General features: G+C 58.7%; 15 protein-coding genes and 1 pseudogene. 9 read left to right on the top strand and 7 right to left on the bottom strand.

What is annotated here, in order from left to right:
- Positions 1-360: 360 nt before the first annotated feature.
- Positions 361-1083 (bottom strand): OmpW/AlkL family protein, encoded by a 723-nt coding sequence (locus N2602_RS34285; protein ID WP_409241942.1) that lies wholly within the window; start codon positions 1081-1083, stop codon positions 361-363.
- A gap of 705 nt (positions 1084-1788) precedes the next feature.
- Between N2602_RS34285 and nifH the strand changes: the two genes are divergently transcribed.
- From nifH to nifW, 4 genes are all read left to right on the top strand, one after another.
- Positions 1789-2673 carry a nitrogenase iron protein gene (gene nifH / locus N2602_RS34280; protein ID WP_260380859.1) on the top strand — a complete coding sequence of 295 codons (885 nt, stop codon included), beginning with the start codon at positions 1789-1791 and terminating at the stop codon, positions 2671-2673.
- A gap of 125 nt (positions 2674-2798) precedes the next feature.
- On the top strand, positions 2799-3545 hold the full coding sequence (locus N2602_RS34275; RefSeq protein WP_260380858.1) for a nitrogen fixation protein NifQ: 747 nt from the start codon (positions 2799-2801) through the stop codon (positions 3543-3545).
- A gap of 654 nt (positions 3546-4199) precedes the next feature.
- Positions 4200-5405: a homocitrate synthase gene (nifV, locus tag N2602_RS34270; RefSeq protein ID WP_260380857.1), complete on the top strand. Its 1206-nt coding sequence runs from the start codon at positions 4200-4202 to the stop codon at positions 5403-5405.
- A 220-nt stretch (positions 5406-5625) separates the two neighbouring features.
- The gene (gene nifW, locus N2602_RS34265) at positions 5626-5967 is read left to right on the top strand and encodes a nitrogenase stabilizing/protective protein NifW (RefSeq protein ID WP_246732393.1); all 342 of its coding nucleotides are present in this window, start codon (positions 5626-5628) and stop codon (positions 5965-5967) included.
- Positions 5968-6137: 170 nt separating this feature from the next.
- Here nifW and N2602_RS34260 read toward each other — a convergent pair whose 3' ends face one another.
- Complete coding sequence (locus N2602_RS34260) at positions 6138-6398, bottom strand: hypothetical protein (protein WP_260380856.1); 261 nt, start codon at positions 6396-6398, stop codon at positions 6138-6140.
- A 19-nt stretch (positions 6399-6417) separates the two neighbouring features.
- On the opposite strand from N2602_RS34260, the gene N2602_RS34255 reads away from it, so the two are divergent.
- From N2602_RS34255 to N2602_RS39130, 5 genes and pseudogenes are all read left to right on the top strand, one after another.
- Positions 6418-6819, top strand: coding sequence for a hypothetical protein (locus tag N2602_RS34255; RefSeq protein WP_260380855.1), 402 nt, complete (start codon positions 6418-6420; stop codon positions 6817-6819).
- A 113-nt stretch (positions 6820-6932) separates the two neighbouring features.
- On the top strand, positions 6933-8042 hold the full coding sequence (locus tag N2602_RS34250) for an electron transfer flavoprotein subunit alpha/FixB family protein (RefSeq protein WP_260380854.1): 1110 nt from the start codon (positions 6933-6935) through the stop codon (positions 8040-8042).
- A 10-nt stretch (positions 8043-8052) separates the two neighbouring features.
- Positions 8053-9360: an FAD-dependent oxidoreductase gene (locus tag N2602_RS34245; RefSeq protein WP_260380853.1), complete on the top strand. Its 1308-nt coding sequence runs from the start codon at positions 8053-8055 to the stop codon at positions 9358-9360.
- 39 nt (positions 9361-9399) lie between these two features.
- The gene (locus N2602_RS34240) at positions 9400-9693 is read left to right on the top strand and encodes a ferredoxin family protein (protein WP_260380852.1); all 294 of its coding nucleotides are present in this window, start codon (positions 9400-9402) and stop codon (positions 9691-9693) included.
- A gap of 202 nt (positions 9694-9895) precedes the next feature.
- Positions 9896-9967: pseudogene (locus tag N2602_RS39130) on the top strand (hypothetical protein); the annotation flags it as partial.
- A gap of 625 nt (positions 9968-10592) precedes the next feature.
- Here the strand turns inward: N2602_RS39130 and N2602_RS34235 are convergent.
- The 5 genes from N2602_RS34235 to N2602_RS34215 all read right to left on the bottom strand — a co-directional run bounded on the left by N2602_RS34235 (position 10593) and on the right by N2602_RS34215 (position 15966).
- The gene (locus N2602_RS34235) at positions 10593-12686 is read right to left on the bottom strand and encodes a S9 family peptidase (RefSeq protein ID WP_260380851.1); all 2094 of its coding nucleotides are present in this window, start codon (positions 12684-12686) and stop codon (positions 10593-10595) included.
- 217 nt (positions 12687-12903) lie between these two features.
- A complete protein-coding gene (locus N2602_RS34230; protein ID WP_260380850.1) occupies positions 12904-13440 on the bottom strand; it encodes a carboxymuconolactone decarboxylase family protein in 537 nt (178 codons plus the stop codon).
- A 5-nt stretch (positions 13441-13445) separates the two neighbouring features.
- The gene (locus N2602_RS34225; RefSeq protein WP_260380849.1) at positions 13446-14000 is read right to left on the bottom strand and encodes a peroxiredoxin; all 555 of its coding nucleotides are present in this window, start codon (positions 13998-14000) and stop codon (positions 13446-13448) included.
- 317 nt (positions 14001-14317) lie between these two features.
- Complete coding sequence (locus N2602_RS34220) at positions 14318-14851, bottom strand: DUF2478 domain-containing protein (RefSeq protein WP_260380848.1); 534 nt, start codon at positions 14849-14851, stop codon at positions 14318-14320.
- A gap of 602 nt (positions 14852-15453) precedes the next feature.
- Positions 15454-15966 (bottom strand): hypothetical protein, encoded by a 513-nt coding sequence (locus N2602_RS34215; RefSeq protein ID WP_260380847.1) that lies wholly within the window; start codon positions 15964-15966, stop codon positions 15454-15456.
- Positions 15967-17208: the final 1242 nt, after the last annotated feature.

Below are 17208 nucleotides of genomic sequence, written 5' to 3'. Positions count from 1 at the left end.
GGCGCCAGCCTCTCGGGTGCCTGCGCAATCGACAGTGGCATGGGGCAGCATCATGTCAGGTGTGCGTGCGCTGAGGAAAGATGCTTTGAGGTTTAGGTCCCATGGTGGCGCTGTCCACTCGCTAGCGAGCAGTTCATTGGATGACCTTGATGCCAAGGGCGTTCCGCGACGCAAAAAGTGGCTGATCACTCGTGTTAGTCGCGTCCGTCACCTCATACTGATGCCCACAATGTGTCGCCCCAGATGCGAACGGAACGGGCTCGGGTCTCTGTAGTCGAGCGAGATGACGGTTCTTTGAATCGTCCTCGCGCTCGACGCTTGATCCAAACCTGTTTCGACCCGCGGAAAATCAAACGAGTGTCAGAACCTGTATGTGATGCCGCCGCTCACCAGCCATGGGTCTATGTTGGCCTGTCCGGTGACTGGAATTGTGTTGTTCACAGTTGCCGAATAATCCGGTCTCAGCCACAGCTTCTTCACATCGAAGTTGAGGCCCCAATGGCGATCGACCATGTAATCGAAGCCGAATTGGATCGCAGGGGCAACCCGGTTGCTAATATGCAGATCCGTCACGGCAAGACCAGCGAACCGCGTATTGGCAGAGGATTGGTTGAAGAATACCGAGTAATTGATGCCCGCGCCGACGTATGGCTTAAAAGCGCCGAAATCGGTGAAGTGATATTGCAGCGTCAGCGTCGGCGGCAACAGCGAGGCTTTCCCGATATCGAGCCCATCGAGAGCTCTGGTGCCTGTGATGTGATGCCTGGTCACGCCGAGAATGAGTTCGGCAGCGACGTTCCTGGTGAAGAAATAAGTGATATCGAGTTCCGGTACGATTTGATCGCTGATCGAGAGCGTGGAGTTCGGCGAGGACAGGGACGGGACACCTGCGACATTGACCGAGCTCGCCCCGGCGTCTGGCAGAACCCCGAGTACACGTAAGCGGATCATCCAGGGATTGAAAGCTTCGATACGGGGCGCTTTGGTATAGAGGGGCGCCGACGCCAGATCAGCAGCTTGTACCGGCATGATGCCTCCACCGAGCGCCGCAGCCACCACGACAGGCGCTGCGGTCATCAGCATTGTTTTTGTTCTCATCGAATTCTCCATTCCCAATCTAGCGCGAGGAGTCGCGCGATACTTGTGTGACACAGAGAGATGGCAAGCAGTTTGATGCCAATCAAATCTCGCGGCTCGTGGCACGGAGTGTTTTGTCACGATGCATGAGGATCGCCGCTGTGAAGCGTGGTGCGTCTTCCCGAATCCTCATTCGTCTCCACGTTTCGTCTGATCTGCGCTTCAAAGTTCGGACTTGCGCAGAGGATCTCGGTCCTTCTCGGCCGCCAATACCTCTATCCGATCAATCGCTGGCGATCGCAACCCGACAGGCATTGTCGCTCCTCACGTCCGCGAGGACCCGCTTGCAAAACGAGCGGCAATTCCCGTTCCACATCCGAGCGAACCGCACGTCAGGAAGGGGCCATGCGTGATGCCAATTCTTGTTCGGTGTCTGACAGGAGGGAGTCGTGTCGCGTTCAAAACACCTGGTGCAGTTCAAAGGGTCGTCGGGGCTTTCAAAACGAAAACAGATGCTTGAGAAGGAAAAACGAGCGCTGGCACGGTGATTGCAAACCAGGATGGTGCAACACTGAGCGAGGGCTGAGTGCACGCAGACGCGCAAGACGAGCGATGCTCTCCTTCCCCCCGTGTGCCCAGTTTCTGTGAGAGAAACAAGCTCGCGCGCCCAACAGCGCGCAACTTTGGCAAACCGGATGATGGAGAGCACACATGACTTCACTGAGACAAATCGCATTCTACGGAAAAGGTGGCATCGGAAAGTCGACCACTTCGCAAAACACGCTGGCTGCGCTGGCGGAGATGGGTCACAGAATCCTGATCGTAGGCTGCGATCCTAAGGCGGATTCGACCCGCCTGATCCTGCACGCGAAGGCGCAGGACACCATCTTAAGCCTTGCAGCGAACGCTGGCAGCGTAGAAGACCTCGAACTCGAGGACGTGATGAAGATCGGCTACAAGGACATCCGTTGCGTGGAGTCGGGCGGGCCCGAGCCTGGTGTCGGCTGCGCTGGGCGCGGTGTCATCACCTCGATCAATTTCCTGGAGGAGAATGGCGCATATGAGAATATCGATTACGTCTCCTACGACGTGCTCGGCGACGTTGTCTGCGGCGGTTTTGCGATGCCAATCCGCGAGAACAAGGCACAGGAGATTTATGTCGTGATGTCCGGTGAGATGATGGCGATGTATGCCGCCAACAACATCTCCAAAGGCATCCTGAAGTACGCCAACTCTGGCGGCGTGCGGCTCGGCGGTCTGATCTGCAACGAGCGGCAGACCGATAAGGAGTTGGAACTGGCTGAGGCGCTGGCCAAGAAGCTCGGGACCCAGCTGATCTACTTCGTGCCGCGGGACAACGTCGTACAGCATGCGGAACTACGCCGCATGACCGTGCTGGAATATGCGCCCGACAGCGAGCAGGCCGATCACTATCGCAATCTGGCGACCAAGATCCATAACAATGGCGGCAAGGGCATCATCCCGACGCCTATCTCCATGGATGAGCTTGAGGATATGCTCATGGAGCACGGAATCATGAAGGCGGTTGACGAATCTATCATCGGCAAGACCGCCGCCGAGCTCGCGGCCTCGTAAAGGCCGCGAGTCGCGGCCTCGCAAGGGCGCGCGACGGATGCCGGTCTCCCTATTTCCCCCTTCCCTCAGGGGGACCGGCATTTCGATTGAGAAGCGCCTGAGCTGAACCAGGCGCGTGATCAGACATGAAGCGGCGTACAGCGGTTAAAAACTCGCCAAGCATGCTCGAAGCGCAACTCTTTCCCTTTACGCAGACCTGTGCCACTGAGGCGCCCCCTCAAGCACGCGCCATTACGACGTATCGCCTGCTCACCGGCAGGTATCCTGTAGAGGCCGATGTTACGAGCGACAGCAGTTTCGATCGCCATGCGCTAGCGTCTATTCTGGCGGCTGCCACGATGGATGGTGGTTCAGTTGCCGAGAAGGCGGGCGTGACCGGCAAAGAGCTGGCAGCACTGCTGGAGCACTACTTCCCTTCGACCGACATCAAAGCCGATAAGCAGCTGTCCCATTTCAACTGCCAGGAGGACGAGGAGGTCGCACTGATTCGTGATCTTCTGCTCGCGCACCGATCGACTGAAGGCAACATTGGCGGATGGCTTGCTGCGATGGTTGCACGTCGTGCCATAGAGCCAAACCACCTCTGGGAAGATCTCGGATTGCGCGATCGCGAGGAACTCTCCCGCTTGCTAAACCGTCATTTCGCGCCTCTCGCCGCACGCAATATTAACAACATGCGATGGAAGCGCTTCTTCTATCGAGCGCTGTGCGAGACTGATGGCCTCGTGATGTGCACCACGCCTGTGTGCACGCAGTGTAACGAGTTCAACGTCTGCTTTGGCGCTGAAGATGGCGAGAGCCGGATGGCAGAGCGCCGGCGTGACGTTCTACGGCGGGCGCCAAGTCCGACCATCGACAACAGGGTTATCTGACGCGCGCCTTGGATTGTCCGTTGGCATATCTAGCATCGACGGCTGCACAAAACTCGAAGGTTGCGGCAAAGCAAGGCATCCGCCGGGTGGCTTCTTCCGGCCTTGCGGACTATGTCTCGTAACACTGTGCGAGGAGATCGCTCGAAGTGACGCTACCGTGGACGCGACAGCGTTTAATCGTAAGCGGGCAATCGTTGGCGGGCTTTGCCGAAGATGACGCTTTGGCAAATCGCGCAGTATATGCGTTTGCGACCGCTTACTATCTACAGCACGTTAGACCACCTAAGCGGCTAGCTTGCGCCGGATCGGGTCTCATGCAGTGCAAAGGGTATTGCGAACCCAACAGGACGTTAGCACCACGAGCTCATCGACGAGGACTTGTCATGAAATCCGCAGAACTCGTTCTCCTGATTGCGGTAGATGCAGGAGACGCTCCCAGGACCACGAGCTGTTCAAGGATTGGCCTATCCATCCGTGCGGCCTATTGATCCGCGCACCAATGATAATGTGATACAACAATCTGTTCGTAGCGAAGAATATTGGGTCTCCAAGGCTAGATGCGAGGCAGTAAAACAGCGGTTGAAGTCGCGGCCGGCTGGCATGCGGGATTGCTGAATCGGTACTTGGTCAAACAAAGCAAGCAAGGAGCTTCTCATGATCGTTGCCGCCACTGCTGTTCAACGATCGTCCGAGACGGCAACGGCCAGGCCAATCGTGCTCAACGACACGACACTGCGCGACGGCGAGCAGGCCCCGGGGGTTGCGTTCACCGTTGAGGAAAAGCTAGCGATCGCGCAGGCGCTGGCGCGAGCTGGTGTTACTGAGCTCGAGGCGGGAACGCCTGCAATGGGCTCGGACGAGATCGCTGCGATTCGCGCAATTGTGGAGGCGGGTCTTCCGCTCACCGCTATCGGATGGTGCCGAATGCGTGAAGCCGATGTCGACGCGGCGAAGGAGGCGAACGTTTCAATGGTCAATATCTCGACCCCAGCCTCCGATGTTCAGATCGCGGCCAAGATTGGCGGTAACCGCGAACTGGCGCTGGAAAAGATCAAGCGAGTGGTTGGTTATGCCCGTGAGCGAGGGCTAGAGGTCGCGGTCGGCGGTGAGGACTCATCTCGCGCCGATGTTGAGTTTCTCATCAAGCTGATCGCCACGGCTAAGGCCGCGGGCGCCCGTCGCTTTCGCATTGCCGACACGCTTGGTGTGCTAGATCCCGATTCCACCCACGCGCTGGTCCGGCATTTGCGTGCCGCCACCGATCTTGAGCTCGAATTCCATGGTCACGACGATCTCGGGCTCGCGACCGCAAACACGCTTGCTGCCATCAATAGCGGCGTGAACCACGCATCCGTGACAGTGATCGGGCTGGGAGAGCGCGCAGGCAATGCGCCCCTAGAGGAGGTCGCAGTCGCACTCAAACAACTCTACGGATGCGAGACCGGTATCCGACTGCCGGAGCTCGAGAATGTCGCGGCGGTGGTCGCGGCTGCGGCTTCACGTGCGATTCCTCCGAACAAAGCGATCGTGGGTGAACATGTGTTCACTCATGAATCCGGCATTCATGTCGATGGCCTGTTGAAGGACAAACGCACCTATCAGTCGCTTGATCCCCATCTGCTTGGTCGCTCTAACCGGTTTGTGATGGGCAAGCATTCAGGGCTTTCATCGCTCACATCGTTGCTTGATGAATTTAAGCTCGCGGCCAGCGCAGATGAGGCAAGACAAATCCTTTCGCGGGTACGAAAGCATGCCGTTGAGCACAAGCGGCCGGTTCAGCCCGAGACGTTGATCGCGATCTGGCGCGACGTTCGCAAACGCTCGTCGATCCGTCACGGGCAGGACCAACATGTCGGGTGACTGTCCTCTCGAGTACGAGCCACCTGCGGAAAATCTGCGCGCACTACCACCTGACGCCGGAGCCTGTCCGCGCCATCATTGCCATACTGCCGTAGCTAAGAGACTTTCTGCAAGCGGTTTGGCCATACATAAGGGGAGTGCAACTGGGGCAGCGCGATTATCAAGCTGAGCGCGGCTTCGACCAGAAAGTGCGCGGCCCTGACCGAAAGGAGAGTTTTCGATGAGCAACAAGCCAATGACAACCGGCATCCTGGATCGGCTCAACAAGGCGTCCTCTGCGGAAGAGTTTTTCGCGCTGCTTGGCGTGGATTACGATCCCAAGGTCGTCAATATTGCTCGCCTGCATATCTTAAGGCGCATGGGCCAATATCTCGGCAAGGAACAGTTCGTCGACGCGACGGAGGCGGAGGTCACAGCTCGATGCAAGACGATGCTGGAACGAGCCTATGCCGACTTCGTAGCGTCCTCACCGCTTGAGCAACGTGTGTTCAAAGTCCTGCAGGATGCGATCGTAGAGCCCAAGAAGACGGCAGCGTTCGTGCCGTTGAATGAGCTGAAGTGACCTCTCGGCCTGTGTCGCTCTGCCCCTGTCGTGACCGTCCTTGCGCGGGCCGTTGCGTTCATCCAGATCGGCTCCGCAGCAGTAGGCAAACGCGGTACTTGTCGGATACCACACAATGTCCGGTGTTGTCATGTTCACCGTGCTGATAGTCAGTATCAAGTTCTCTCAAGTCATTGCGTCGCCACCAGATATTTGATGGTGTCGTTTGCTGGTACGACATTTGCTGTCCTCCTGGGACCAGCGTCATTGATGCCGAACACACCCATGTCGTTATGAGGTTTGAGGAAGAACAAATGACATCGCCTATGTTGTACACCGCTTTTGCGGCCATCATGTGGGCCTCGCTCGCGGGCATGCTCGAGATTGACGTAATTGTTGTTGAGGCCGGCTTTGGCCGAAAGGTGCCGGCCAATGGCTAGCTCAAGCGTCAACACTACATCTGGACACGGCATGCAGGCGATCGCTTGCGTTCCCCCAGATCCGCGTCCACACAATGGCCAGCAGCAATTTGCACCAGCGTGGCCGCCCAAGAGCAGAGGCCCGTACGAGGTGTTCGCGCTGGAGGCCGCGCACGAATTGCATGACTTGTTCAATCCCGACTACAACGCCAAGGCCGGACTGTACGTGCCGCACAAGGAACGGATCTGCCTGGTCGACAGTGCCGGAAGGAACGAGCAAGAATCATTGCGGTGCAATGGCCGGTGCGCTGCCGGCGGCGCCGGAGCTACCCGTAGAGGAATCGCGCAGGAGGCCAGCGTGGAGAACGTCTTAACCAAGGGTCCTGGGCGGCATGTGGGCCATGGTCAAGCGTCTCTTTGTACCATCGGCTCGCATTATCAAGGTAAGGGCTGACGGGGCCCCGCCAGCAACACGCCAGTTGCAGATCCGAGCCTTCTTCGACAGTCAACTCACGCTGGAAAGCGATTTGCGCCTAAGGTGCGCAGGTTCTGAGGGGATCCAAGGGTATGACCAACCTTACCAATCCGGTGGTGCCGGCCGGGTCCGGCCGGGCTGCAGCCAAACGAGAGCTGCCGGAGCACTTTAAGGCCTATAAGCATGTCTGGGTTTTCATCGAGCAGGAGCGCGGACAGGTACACCCCGTTTCCTGGGAGCTTATGGGAGCGGGCCGCAGACTTGCTGACAAGCTGAAGGTTGACCTTGCAGCCGTGGTAATCGGCTCAGAAGGTGAGGCCACGCGCAACGCCGCTCTTGAATCCTTCTGCTACGGCGCCGATCTGACATATCTCGTGGCCGACAATGTGCTATCGGAATATCGCAACGAATCCTACACCAAGGCGCTAACGGAACTGGTCAACAAGTACAAGCCCGAAATCTTGCTGTTGGGCGCCACTACACTTGGCCGCGATCTCGCCGGTTCTGTGGCGACAACGCTGCTGACGGGTCTGACCGCCGACTGCACGGCTCTTGACGTTGACGCGGATGGCTCGCTTGCGGCTACACGTCCGACTTTCGGCGGCTCACTGCTTTGCACGATCTACACTTTGAACTACCGGCCCCAAATGGCAACCGTCCGACCGCGCGTCATGCCAATGCCCGATCGTGTCATTCGCGATGCCGCTCGCATTATTATTCATCCACTTGGTCTCATTGAGGATGATATCGTTACCAAGGTGCTCTCGTTCGTTCCGGACCGCGATTCCGAAACGTCTAATCTGGCCTATGCCGATGCGGTGGTTGCCGGAGGTTTGGGGCTGGGATCGCCAGAGAACTTTCACTTTGTACGCCAACTCGCAGCAGCCCTGGGAGCGGAGTACGGTTGCTCGCGTCCTTTGGTACAAAGGGGTTGGGTTACCTCTGACCGACAGATCGGGCAGACAGGAAAGACCATCCGGCCAAAGCTCTATATCGCAGCTGGCATTTCCGGAGCAATCCAACATCGGGTCGGTATCGAGGGCGCCGATCTGATCGTCGCCATCAATACTGACAAGAACGCGCCGATCTTTGACTTCGCCCACATCGCGATCGTTCATGATGCTGTGCAGCTATTACCGGCGCTGACGGCTGCGTTTCGAGCGCGGCTTTTGCCGAACGCGCGTGCCTGTATTGCGAGCTAGGGAGGTCGTCATGATCGATGAGAGGTTCGATGCAATCGTGGTCGGCGCCGGCATGGCTGGCAACGCGGCGGCGCTGACCATGGCCCGTAGCGGTATGAAGGTGCTACAGCTTGAGCGCGGCGAGTATGCAGGTTCGAAAAACGTGCAGGGCGCAATCCTCTATGCGGATATGATGGAAAAGCTGATTCCGGATTTTCGGGAGGAGGCGCCGCTTGAACGTCATTTGGTCGAGCAGCGCTTTTGGATGATGGATGACCGCTCCCACGTCGGGATGCACTACCGCTCCGACGAATTCAATGAAGAACGGCCGAACCGCTACACCATCATCCGCGCCCAGTTCGACAAATGGTTCTCTTCGAAAGTACGCGAGGCCGGCGCGATCGTCCTGTATGAGACCACAGTCACCGAACTTGCACGGGACGACCAGGGAAAGGTGATCGGTGTCCGTACAGATCGTCAAGACGGCGAAATACATGCCGATGTCGTGGTGTTGGCCGAAGGCGTTAACGGCCTGCTGGGGACGCGCGCGGGCCTGCGTGAACGGCCGACACCCGACAAAGTTGCCCTCGCCGTAAAGGAAATGCATTTCTTGCCGCGGGAGAGCATTGAGGCTCGTTTCAATCTCAAGGGCGACGAAGGGGTAGTGATCGAGGCGGCGGGTACGATTTCTCGTGGTATGACCGGTATGGGCTTTATCTATGCCAACAAGGAATGCATTTCACTCGGCATCGGTTGTCTTGTCGCCGACTTCCAGCGCACGGGCGAAACGCCTTACGGATTGCTCGATCACTTCAAAAAGCATCCATCAGTAGCGCCTCTGATCGCCGGCTCCGAGGTCAAAGAATATTCCGCGCATCTCATTCCTGAAGGTGGCTACAAGGCAATCCCGCAGCTTTATGGTGAGGGCTGGTTGGTGGTTGGCGATGCGGCGCAACTCAACAATGCCATTCATCGCGAGGGCTCCAACCTCGCCATGACCTCAGGTCGCATCGCGGCCGAAGCAATTGTTCAGGTCAGGTCGCGCCGCGATCCCATGACGGCGACAAATCTGTCGCTCTACAAGAAGATGTTGGACAATTCCTTCGTCATGAAAGACCTCAAGAAGTACAAGGATCTACCGAAGCTGATGCACACAAATTCGCAAAGTTTCTTTCTCACCTACCCGCAGCTCGTCACCAGCGCGATGCAAAACTTCGTACGCGTCGATGGTACGCCCAAGATCGAGAAAGAGAAGGTGACGGTGAAATCCTTCGTAAAGGCACGGTCGTGGGCAGGTCTGTTCAGCGATGCCTGCCGGCTTGCCCGTGCGTGGCGCTGACGAAATCAGAAATTGAAGCGCAACAAAGGAGGTTAACGCATGAATGAGTCGTCGGTGCGCGTCGAGGACAAGCTATATTACAATCGTTATCTTGTGGACGTCGGTCGTCCCCACGTCAAGGTGCGCGCGCACAAGAACCCCTCACGGCAGCTATTAGCACTTTTGAAGGCCTGCCCTGCGCGCTGCTACGAACTCAATGAGGCGGGACAGGTCGAAGTAACTGTCGATGGCTGTATCGAATGCGGCACGTGCCGCGTGATCGCTGAGCCCTGCGGCGAGATCGAATGGAATTATCCGCGTGGCGGATATGGGGTGCTATTCAAGTTTGGATGAAATTGAATGAGGATGGCGGTGTGATCGCCCGTGAGCGAGACGACTAAGGCCGTGACCCATAATCCCAGGGAACGGTTTGGCGAAGACCCGCAGGTAAAAGAGCCTTCGTCGGTGCTGCTACCCGAACACCATCGACAAGTCAGGAGGTTTGGGTCCCTAAGTTCACAAACGAAGTGCAACACTTCCTGGAGGATGGGTTGCCATGGGGCGAAGTTACGAGCAGCTGTCGCTTGACGATCGATTCGAGATTGCCAGCCTATCGTCCAATGGCAGCTTGGTCCGGCAAATCGCGGCAGCTCTGGATCGCTCGCCATCAACAATCTCTCGAGAAACTGAAGCGCAGTCGGGGCAAGCAGGTCGACTACAAGGCTGGCTATGCCGAACAACGGGCACGAGCTCGGCGCTGGAACGGGCGCTCGCCTCGACCGGGAGCCCGGCCTGCCCCGCGCGGTGTTGGAGCGCCTCGGACAGGGCTGGTCACGCCTCGCGCTGTCGAGCAGGTCGCACGCCGGCTCGCCCGCGACAATGGCCGCAAGGTGATCTCCTACGAGACCATCTACCGCTTCATCTACGCCCAGCTCCGGCGCACCTCGGACTACAGCTGGCGCCGCTATCTGCCGCGCGGCAAGAGCAAGCGCGGCTGTCGCGGCAAAAAGGAGGGCAGTCCCGCAAGCCCCATCGAAGGCCTTCTTTCAACGGCGGAACGGCCCGTAGAGGCCGCCGATCGCAATGCCCCCGGCCATTGGGAGGCAGATCTGATGATGGTCTCAAAATACGGTCAGGCCCTCCTCTCACTGTGCATGAGCGGACCTCGCGCCTGCTGCTCGGCATCCGCCTCGGCAGCAAGCTTGCCGTGGCGCTCGCCGGGACGACGACCAGGGTATGGCTTACACCCCGGCCTACGCCATCCCCGCCGCCCACAGCGCGAACGCGTACACGATCGCCACCTCGTCCAGCCGATCGAAGCGGCCCGAAGCGCCGCCGTGGCCGGCGCCCATGTTGGTGCGGAGCAGGACCGGGCCGCCGCCGGTCATTGTGGCGCGCAGGCGTGCGATCCATTTGGCGGGCTCCCAGTAAGTGACCCGGGGATCGGTCAGCCCGCCCATTGCGAGGATCGCCGGATAGTCCTTCGCCGCGACGTTGTCGTAGGGCGAGTAGGCGAGGATGGTGCGGAAATCCTTCTCGCTCTCGATCGGATTGCCCCATTCCGGCCATTCCGGCGGCGTCAGCGGCAGCGTGTCGTCGAGCATGGTGTTGAGCACGTCGACGAACGGCACCTCGGCGACGATGCCGGCGAACAACTCGCCGGCGCGGTTGGCGACCGCGCCCATCAGCATGCCGCCGGCCGAGCCGCCATGGCCAATGATGCGTTTTGCGCTGGTGTATTTCGCAGCGATCAGCGCGCGGGCGCTGGCGGCGAAATCGTCGAAGCTGTTGGTCTTCTTCTCGCGCTTGCCGTCGAGATACCAGCCCCAGCCTTTGTCGGCGCCGCCGCGGATATGCGCGATGGCATAAACGAAGCCGCGATCGACCAGCGAGAGGCGGTTGGCGCTGAACGAAGCCGGCATCGCCATACCATAGGAGCCGTAGCCGTAGAGCAGCAGCGGCGCCGCGCCGTCGAGCTTCAACCCACGGCGATGGAGAATCGATACCGGCACCTCGGCGCCGTCATGCGATTTCGCCGTGATGCGCGTCGTGACGTAGTCGGCCGGGTTATGGCCTGACGGGATCTCCTGCCGCTTGCGCAAGGTGCGCGTACGCTTGACCATGTCGTAGTCGTAGACTTCCGAGGGCGTCGTCATCGACGAATAGGAAAAGCGCAGATTGGTCGTCTCGAACTCGTAGGAGCCCATCGTGTCGAGCGAGTAGGCGGCCTCGTCGAAAGCGATGGCATGCTCCTCCCCGCCAGCGAGGTCGCGGATCACGACCGACGGCAGCGCATTGGCGCGCTCGAGCCGCACCAGATGGCCGGCATAGAGATCGAGGTCGATGATGTAGATGCCGGGCCGATACGGAATCAGATCGCGCCAGTTCTTGCGCTCGGGCGCGTGAAGCGGCGCGGCGACGATCTTGAAGTCGATGGTGTCGTCGGCATTGGTGAGGATGAACAGCTCGTCGCCGCGATCGGCGAGCGAATATTGCACGCCCTCCTCGCGCGTAGCGACCAGGCGCGGCGGCGCCTCGGGATTGGCGAGGTCGATCAGCCGTTGCTCCGACGTCTCGTGATCGCCGCCGGCGATCACGCAGAAGCGGCCGCTGGTGCTCTCGTACAGGTGGGTGAACCAGCCGGCATCCTGCTCCTCGTAGACCAGCGTGTCGTCGGCCTGCCTGGTGCCGAGCCTGTGCCGCCACACCTGCATCGGCCGATGATTGCCGTCGAGCTTCACATAGAAGAAGCTCTTGCAGTCCGCGGCCCAGACCACGCCACCGTCAGTCTCCTCGACGAGATCGTCGAAATCTTTGCCCGTAGCCCAGTCGCGCACGCGGATCGAAAAATATTCCGAGCCCTTGGTGTCGGCGCTCCAGGCCTGCAGCTTGTGATCGTACGAGTGCCGGCTGCCGCCGAACTTGAAATATTTGTGGTCCTTGGCGAGCGCGTCGCCATCGAGCACGATATGGCCCTCGCCGCCGTCGCGCGGCATGCGCCCGAACAGCTCGTGCTGCCCGCCCTCGCGAAACCTGCGGAAATAGGCGAAGGGGCCATCGCGCGAGGGCACGCTGGAATCGTCCTCCTTGATCCGCCCGCGCATCTCGCGCACCAGCGTCTTCTGCAAGGGTGCCGTGTGGCCGAGCAGGCTCTCGGTATAGGCGTTCTCCTCGTCGAGATATTTGCGGATGTCAGGGTCGATCACTCCGGGATCGCGCAGCACCTCCTGCCAGTTCGCATCCTTCAGCCAGGCATAATCGTCGGTCACGGTGATGCCGTGCCGCGCGAAGGAGTGCGGCCGGCGTAGAGCGACGGGGGGCTGGGAAGATGTTTTGGCTTGTATCACTCGATCCTCGTTCAACTATGTACTCGCGATGTCGCCGCTCTTCCCTCTCCCCGCAAGCGAGGGCGAGGGAAAGAGGCTCGCCGTGCTCCACCTTGTACCGTCCAGATTTCCTCGAATTGCAGCGTGACTGCGCCAAGTCGCCGGGTCGTTGCTGGATCGCTTGTGTGCTTTGAGGAACGATATCCAGCCGTTGGTCCAGCCTGATGCTGTTGAATTCCTACCCGTTCATCTGCACCCCCGCCTCGAGCGCCAGCGCAACTGACTGCACAATCGCAGCAAAACGCACTGCGGTGTGGATCGCGTCGGAGCCAACGCTCGCCTCCCGCAGTGCCTTCTCGTGAGCATCTATGCAGGCGCCGCAGCCATTTATGGCTGAGACCCCAAGCGACCACAGCTCGAAATCGACCTTGTCCACGCCGGAATTGCCGATCACGTTCATGCGCAGCCTCGCGGGCATCGACTTGTATTCCGCGTTGGAGACGAGGTGAACAAAGCGATAGTAGACGTTGTTCATCGCCATTATGCAGGCCGCAGATTTTGCCGCTGCGATTGCCGGTGGCCCCATGATGGAGGCCGCAGCCGATTCCATCGCGGTGATCACATCGCGGTTGCGCGTGGCAACTGCGCTCGCCAGCAATAGCCCATACTTGCTTTGTGGCGACAGCTTATCATCGGCCATCATCGCCGCCAGGTTCAGCCTGATGTCCTTGGCGAAATCGGGAAGTTGCTCGCTCAGTTGTTCGAGTGGTGACATACGCCTCAACTAATCGTAAGCGTTTCGCCGCCGATCTCGCGGTTGCAAGGACAGAGTTCGTCGGTCTGCAGCGCGTCGAGGACGCGCAGCGTATCCTTTGGGTTGCGACCAACGTTGAGATTGGTCGCATAGACGTGTTGGATGATGTTGTCGGGGTCAGCTATAAAACTGTAGCGATAGGCGACGCCCTCAGGCGAGCGCACGCCGAGGCCATCGATCAGCGTTCCCTTGGTGTCGGCAAACTGCCAAATTGGCAGATTGTTAAGGCTCTCGTGCGCCCGGCGCCAGGCAAGCTTGCAGAACTCGTTATCGGTCGAGCCACCTAGTACAATCGCGTCGCGCTCGCTGAAATCGTTGGACAGCCGGGCAAACTCGGCGATCTCAGTGGGGCAGACAAACGTAAAATCTTTGGGGTAGAAGAAGATGATCTTCCATTTCCCCGGGAAGCTATCTTCAGTCAGTGTCTCGAACGCGCTCTGCCCTTCTTCCTCCTGCGCGTGAAAGCCGGGCTTCACACCTGTAATCTCGAATGATGGCAACTTACTTCCAATTCCAAGCATGCTGTATCCTCCCAAGATCGCCCAGCGTAGATCGTAATGCCATTAGCGAAGCAAGCTATATGCCATTCGTTCCCAAGTGCGGTTTGTTGGATGGGTAACAACCGACGCTTGGCTGCAGGCATCTGAGAAGCGATTTTGGATAGATACTGAACAAGATCGCCTTACGACGGCTCATAAGGTGGAGCGGAGTGGACACGGCGACTTAGGTTGTCGCATAGATGACGAACGAGCCGGTGATGATCTTGGGCTTGGGTCTGCAGTACCCGCTCAGGCGATGATCAAGCGCTCCGGTATGATCATCTCGAGAAGCAACTGGGTTAAAGCCCGCCGATGGCCTGCCACCAGTTCGCGATGACGGACCACTCGCAGGCTAGCGTTGTGCCGAAATCCCCGTTGAAATTGCGCCAGTCGGAAAAGCGCCTCTCGGGAACGGCGGTGAGAAGGGGAAGGCCACGGGAAATCGCGTCAGCAAATTCGGCGCGTAGGCCCTGGCCAGATGCTTCCTGCCTGGAGAACTTGTTGATCACGATTAGATCGACATTGCCCCTAATCGCGCGCGACACAACGGCCGCCGCTTCAGCAAGCCCACCAGTATCGAGTGTGCAGGACACAGCTCCGCCGCCGAGTGTCTGGGAGACCGAAATCTTAGTGCCTGTCGCAACGTCGACTGCGAGCATGGTGGTCGTGCCGTTTGCGTTCCTCACGTTTCGCTGAACGATGCCGCCGATGCGTACGCCTCGACGCGCGAGATCATGGGCGAAGTTGGCGAGCAGCGTATCGACGTCGTCGCTCGGCCGATAGACAACAGCCGCTATGCGGCTCGGAGCGATCTTAGCAATGTTGCCGATCATGGGCCGATCCTGTTGTTGTTCGTTTCACCCAGTGGTGCTTGTTTGTCCGCCATCTGCTGCTGGTGGAAGCTGCCATCGCTTGTAGTGGCGGTTTTGAAACCCGCAGTCCCAAGGACATGCCGGATCTCGGCGAACACATCCGCCCGTGGGTGAGCCCGAGCTCATCAAAGGAGCGGCGTGCGATGCGTGGCAGCACCGGCGCTTGAGAGCCTCTAGTCTCGAGCATGAGCACCGCTGACCTCGGCTGCGTCGTATGCGCAAACAAGCTCTCATGCTCGTCCGAAAGACATTCAGGATTGAACTTGCGTGCTGTGGCTCGCGCGCGAATGCTGACTTGCTGTTGTGCAGTCGGTAACGCACGCCGGGTTTAAGGAGCGCCACATGGAAGATAGAAGGCAGATGCGGCGGGTGGAGCGTGGTCTCCCGGCCGCACCTCGTCATGGATGGCACAGAAGCCAGTCGGCAGATGCTCACTGCGAGCGATGCAGCGGGCTACAAAGGCAGCCGTCATATCTTTGGCCGGTATGCGCAATCGCGGACTATCGGATGCTCGCGAGATAACCGCTGGCGCGCGAGCTCGACACGACTCGATTGTGCCATTCTCACTTCCTTATCCTCGCGCTTAACGTCTCGATCAAGATTACGAGGAGGATGACCGCAACCGCGAGAGCCACCATTCCGCCGGCAAACCAGCTTATTACGGTCGAGCGCCACATCTCCACCGGGCCATTAGGGCCGCAGACCGACAGTTTTATGGTGGGCGTCCCCGCCTGGTGGGGGAGCGTGGCGGTGGAATTCCGGACGCGGTCGCCGATCGCACAGGTGAAACGGCGTTCCGGATACGCTGTACCCTCCATCAGTCTGATGGGAAGGAGATCAACGGTAGAGGCACGCATGAATGGCATGGCTTGCGCAGGTAAGGTGTAATACCCTCGGGGCGCACCAAATCTCGCTACAGCCTCGTGTCCGGCTCTCTCATTGAAGGATGCAACATTCTTTTGGGCGAGTAGTAGGGACCTCGCGCCGGCAGCAAAATTGATGTTCATCAGTTCCGAATTTGCGAACATCAGCATCATCAGCGTTGTATTAACCAGAACCAATGGGGGAAGCCTCATCAGAAACTCGGAGCGCGGTTCGCTACGACGGCTCATTTCGCGGCAGCGCGTTGCTTCTTATCTCAGCAATCTGCGTGCCAATCGGGGGATACTGTGTCGCGACTTGCTCGGCCAATGATCCAGCCCAGAATCCGGCATAAGCTGCTTGGAATGGCAGCGTGCGGTGTCGTCGCAGCCAATCATCGGATATAAATGCCTAGCGCTCATAGGGCTTGAATCATACGTAGCGTCAGGTTGTACGATGCTGTGGTCAGGTGACGATCCGGTTCCATGAAGAGAGTTAAGATTGCGGATGCCTCACCTTTCTAAAGCTTGCTCCGCAAAAGCCGGTTATGAAATCGTCACGTTTTGCACGGGGTAGCGCTTGCCAATTCGAGCCGGCCGCGGGTCCGCAACAGAACCGCCTTTTGTCACATCAGCGCCGACTTCGGTCCGGCTAAGTTCGATCTCCGATGTTCCGGCGTGCTGTGATCTGCAAAGGGTCCGAATTGTTCGAGTTCGTGCGGTTCGGTTTAGATGGAGCTCTCAGTGTTTTCACGATCTGCGATCGACCTGGCCGACAGAGGTGTTGGGCGTAACTGATCGTGAGATTGTCTGCTTTTGGCGGAATGTCTCTAGCTATGTACAAGATCCGTTTGCCAGATGTCGCGGCAATGATCGTGTCGTTCTGCGCTCTTTCGCTGTCTGGCTGCTTCCACTTGGCCTCGAGATGCCTTGGCTCGGCTGGGAGCATGCTATTCGCGGTGGCAGGTTGATCCGAATACGACTCAGAGGTGGTATCGATACGCAAGAGTGCGTTTCCCTGCCCTTTATGTTTTGAATACGTCGGCGTTAACAGGTGATGTCGCTCATTGTGGCGGAAGACAATGATGGACACAGTATAAGGAGATACGGTGAATCGAATGCAGCGCACTTGCTGGGCACTCAGAGCACGTCACTATGCAGCATGGCTTGTTGTGCTTGCGACAACAACAGCTCTTTGTACGGAATACGCCCAGGCGCGAGATCGGAGGACGGAAGAGATGTTGATGTCCTGCAGACCAGACGTACTCCGCTTCTGTGATCGTTTTAACGGGCCAGGAGATGAAGACGTCGTTGTGTTTTGTCTCAGCGACAATCATAAAAGCCTGCGCAGGGCATGCCGCCACGCGATGCCGGTTGCGGCAAATGGAAAAGTAGTCTCAAGACAAGGCGCATTCAAAAGATCGCCGTCCACCGTCGCGGGTCGGGAGGGAGCGTCCA

The organism is Bradyrhizobium sp. NC92, assembly GCF_025200865.1.
Classification (GTDB): Bacteria; Pseudomonadota; Alphaproteobacteria; order Rhizobiales; family Xanthobacteraceae; genus Bradyrhizobium.
The sequence above is the reverse complement of the archived record's forward strand: the minus strand, read 5'-3'. Positions and strand labels throughout refer to the sequence as shown.

Excerpts from the sequence above, each read along its gene's own strand:
- N2602_RS34285 (WP_409241942.1), bottom strand. The coding sequence starts at position 1,083 with ATGCTGATGACCGCAGCGCCTGTCGTGGTGGCTGCGGCGCTCGGTGGA.
- nifH (WP_260380859.1), top strand. The coding sequence starts at position 1,789 with ATGACTTCACTGAGACAAATCGCATTCTACGGAAAAGGTGGCATCGGA.
- N2602_RS34275 (WP_260380858.1), top strand. The coding sequence starts at position 2,799 with ATGAAGCGGCGTACAGCGGTTAAAAACTCGCCAAGCATGCTCGAAGCG.
- nifV (WP_260380857.1), top strand. The coding sequence starts at position 4,200 with ATGATCGTTGCCGCCACTGCTGTTCAACGATCGTCCGAGACGGCAACG.
- nifW (WP_246732393.1), top strand. The coding sequence starts at position 5,626 with ATGAGCAACAAGCCAATGACAACCGGCATCCTGGATCGGCTCAACAAG.
- N2602_RS34255 (WP_260380855.1), top strand. The coding sequence starts at position 6,418 with ATGCAGGCGATCGCTTGCGTTCCCCCAGATCCGCGTCCACACAATGGC.
- N2602_RS34250 (WP_260380854.1), top strand. The coding sequence starts at position 6,933 with ATGACCAACCTTACCAATCCGGTGGTGCCGGCCGGGTCCGGCCGGGCT.
- N2602_RS34245 (WP_260380853.1), top strand. The coding sequence starts at position 8,053 with ATGATCGATGAGAGGTTCGATGCAATCGTGGTCGGCGCCGGCATGGCT.
- N2602_RS34240 (WP_260380852.1), top strand. The coding sequence starts at position 9,400 with ATGAATGAGTCGTCGGTGCGCGTCGAGGACAAGCTATATTACAATCGT.
- N2602_RS34230 (WP_260380850.1), bottom strand. The coding sequence starts at position 13,440 with ATGTCACCACTCGAACAACTGAGCGAGCAACTTCCCGATTTCGCCAAG.
- N2602_RS34225 (WP_260380849.1), bottom strand. The coding sequence starts at position 14,000 with ATGCTTGGAATTGGAAGTAAGTTGCCATCATTCGAGATTACAGGTGTG.
- N2602_RS34220 (WP_260380848.1), bottom strand. The coding sequence starts at position 14,851 with ATGATCGGCAACATTGCTAAGATCGCTCCGAGCCGCATAGCGGCTGTT.
- N2602_RS34215 (WP_260380847.1), bottom strand. The coding sequence starts at position 15,966 with ATGAGGCTTCCCCCATTGGTTCTGGTTAATACAACGCTGATGATGCTG.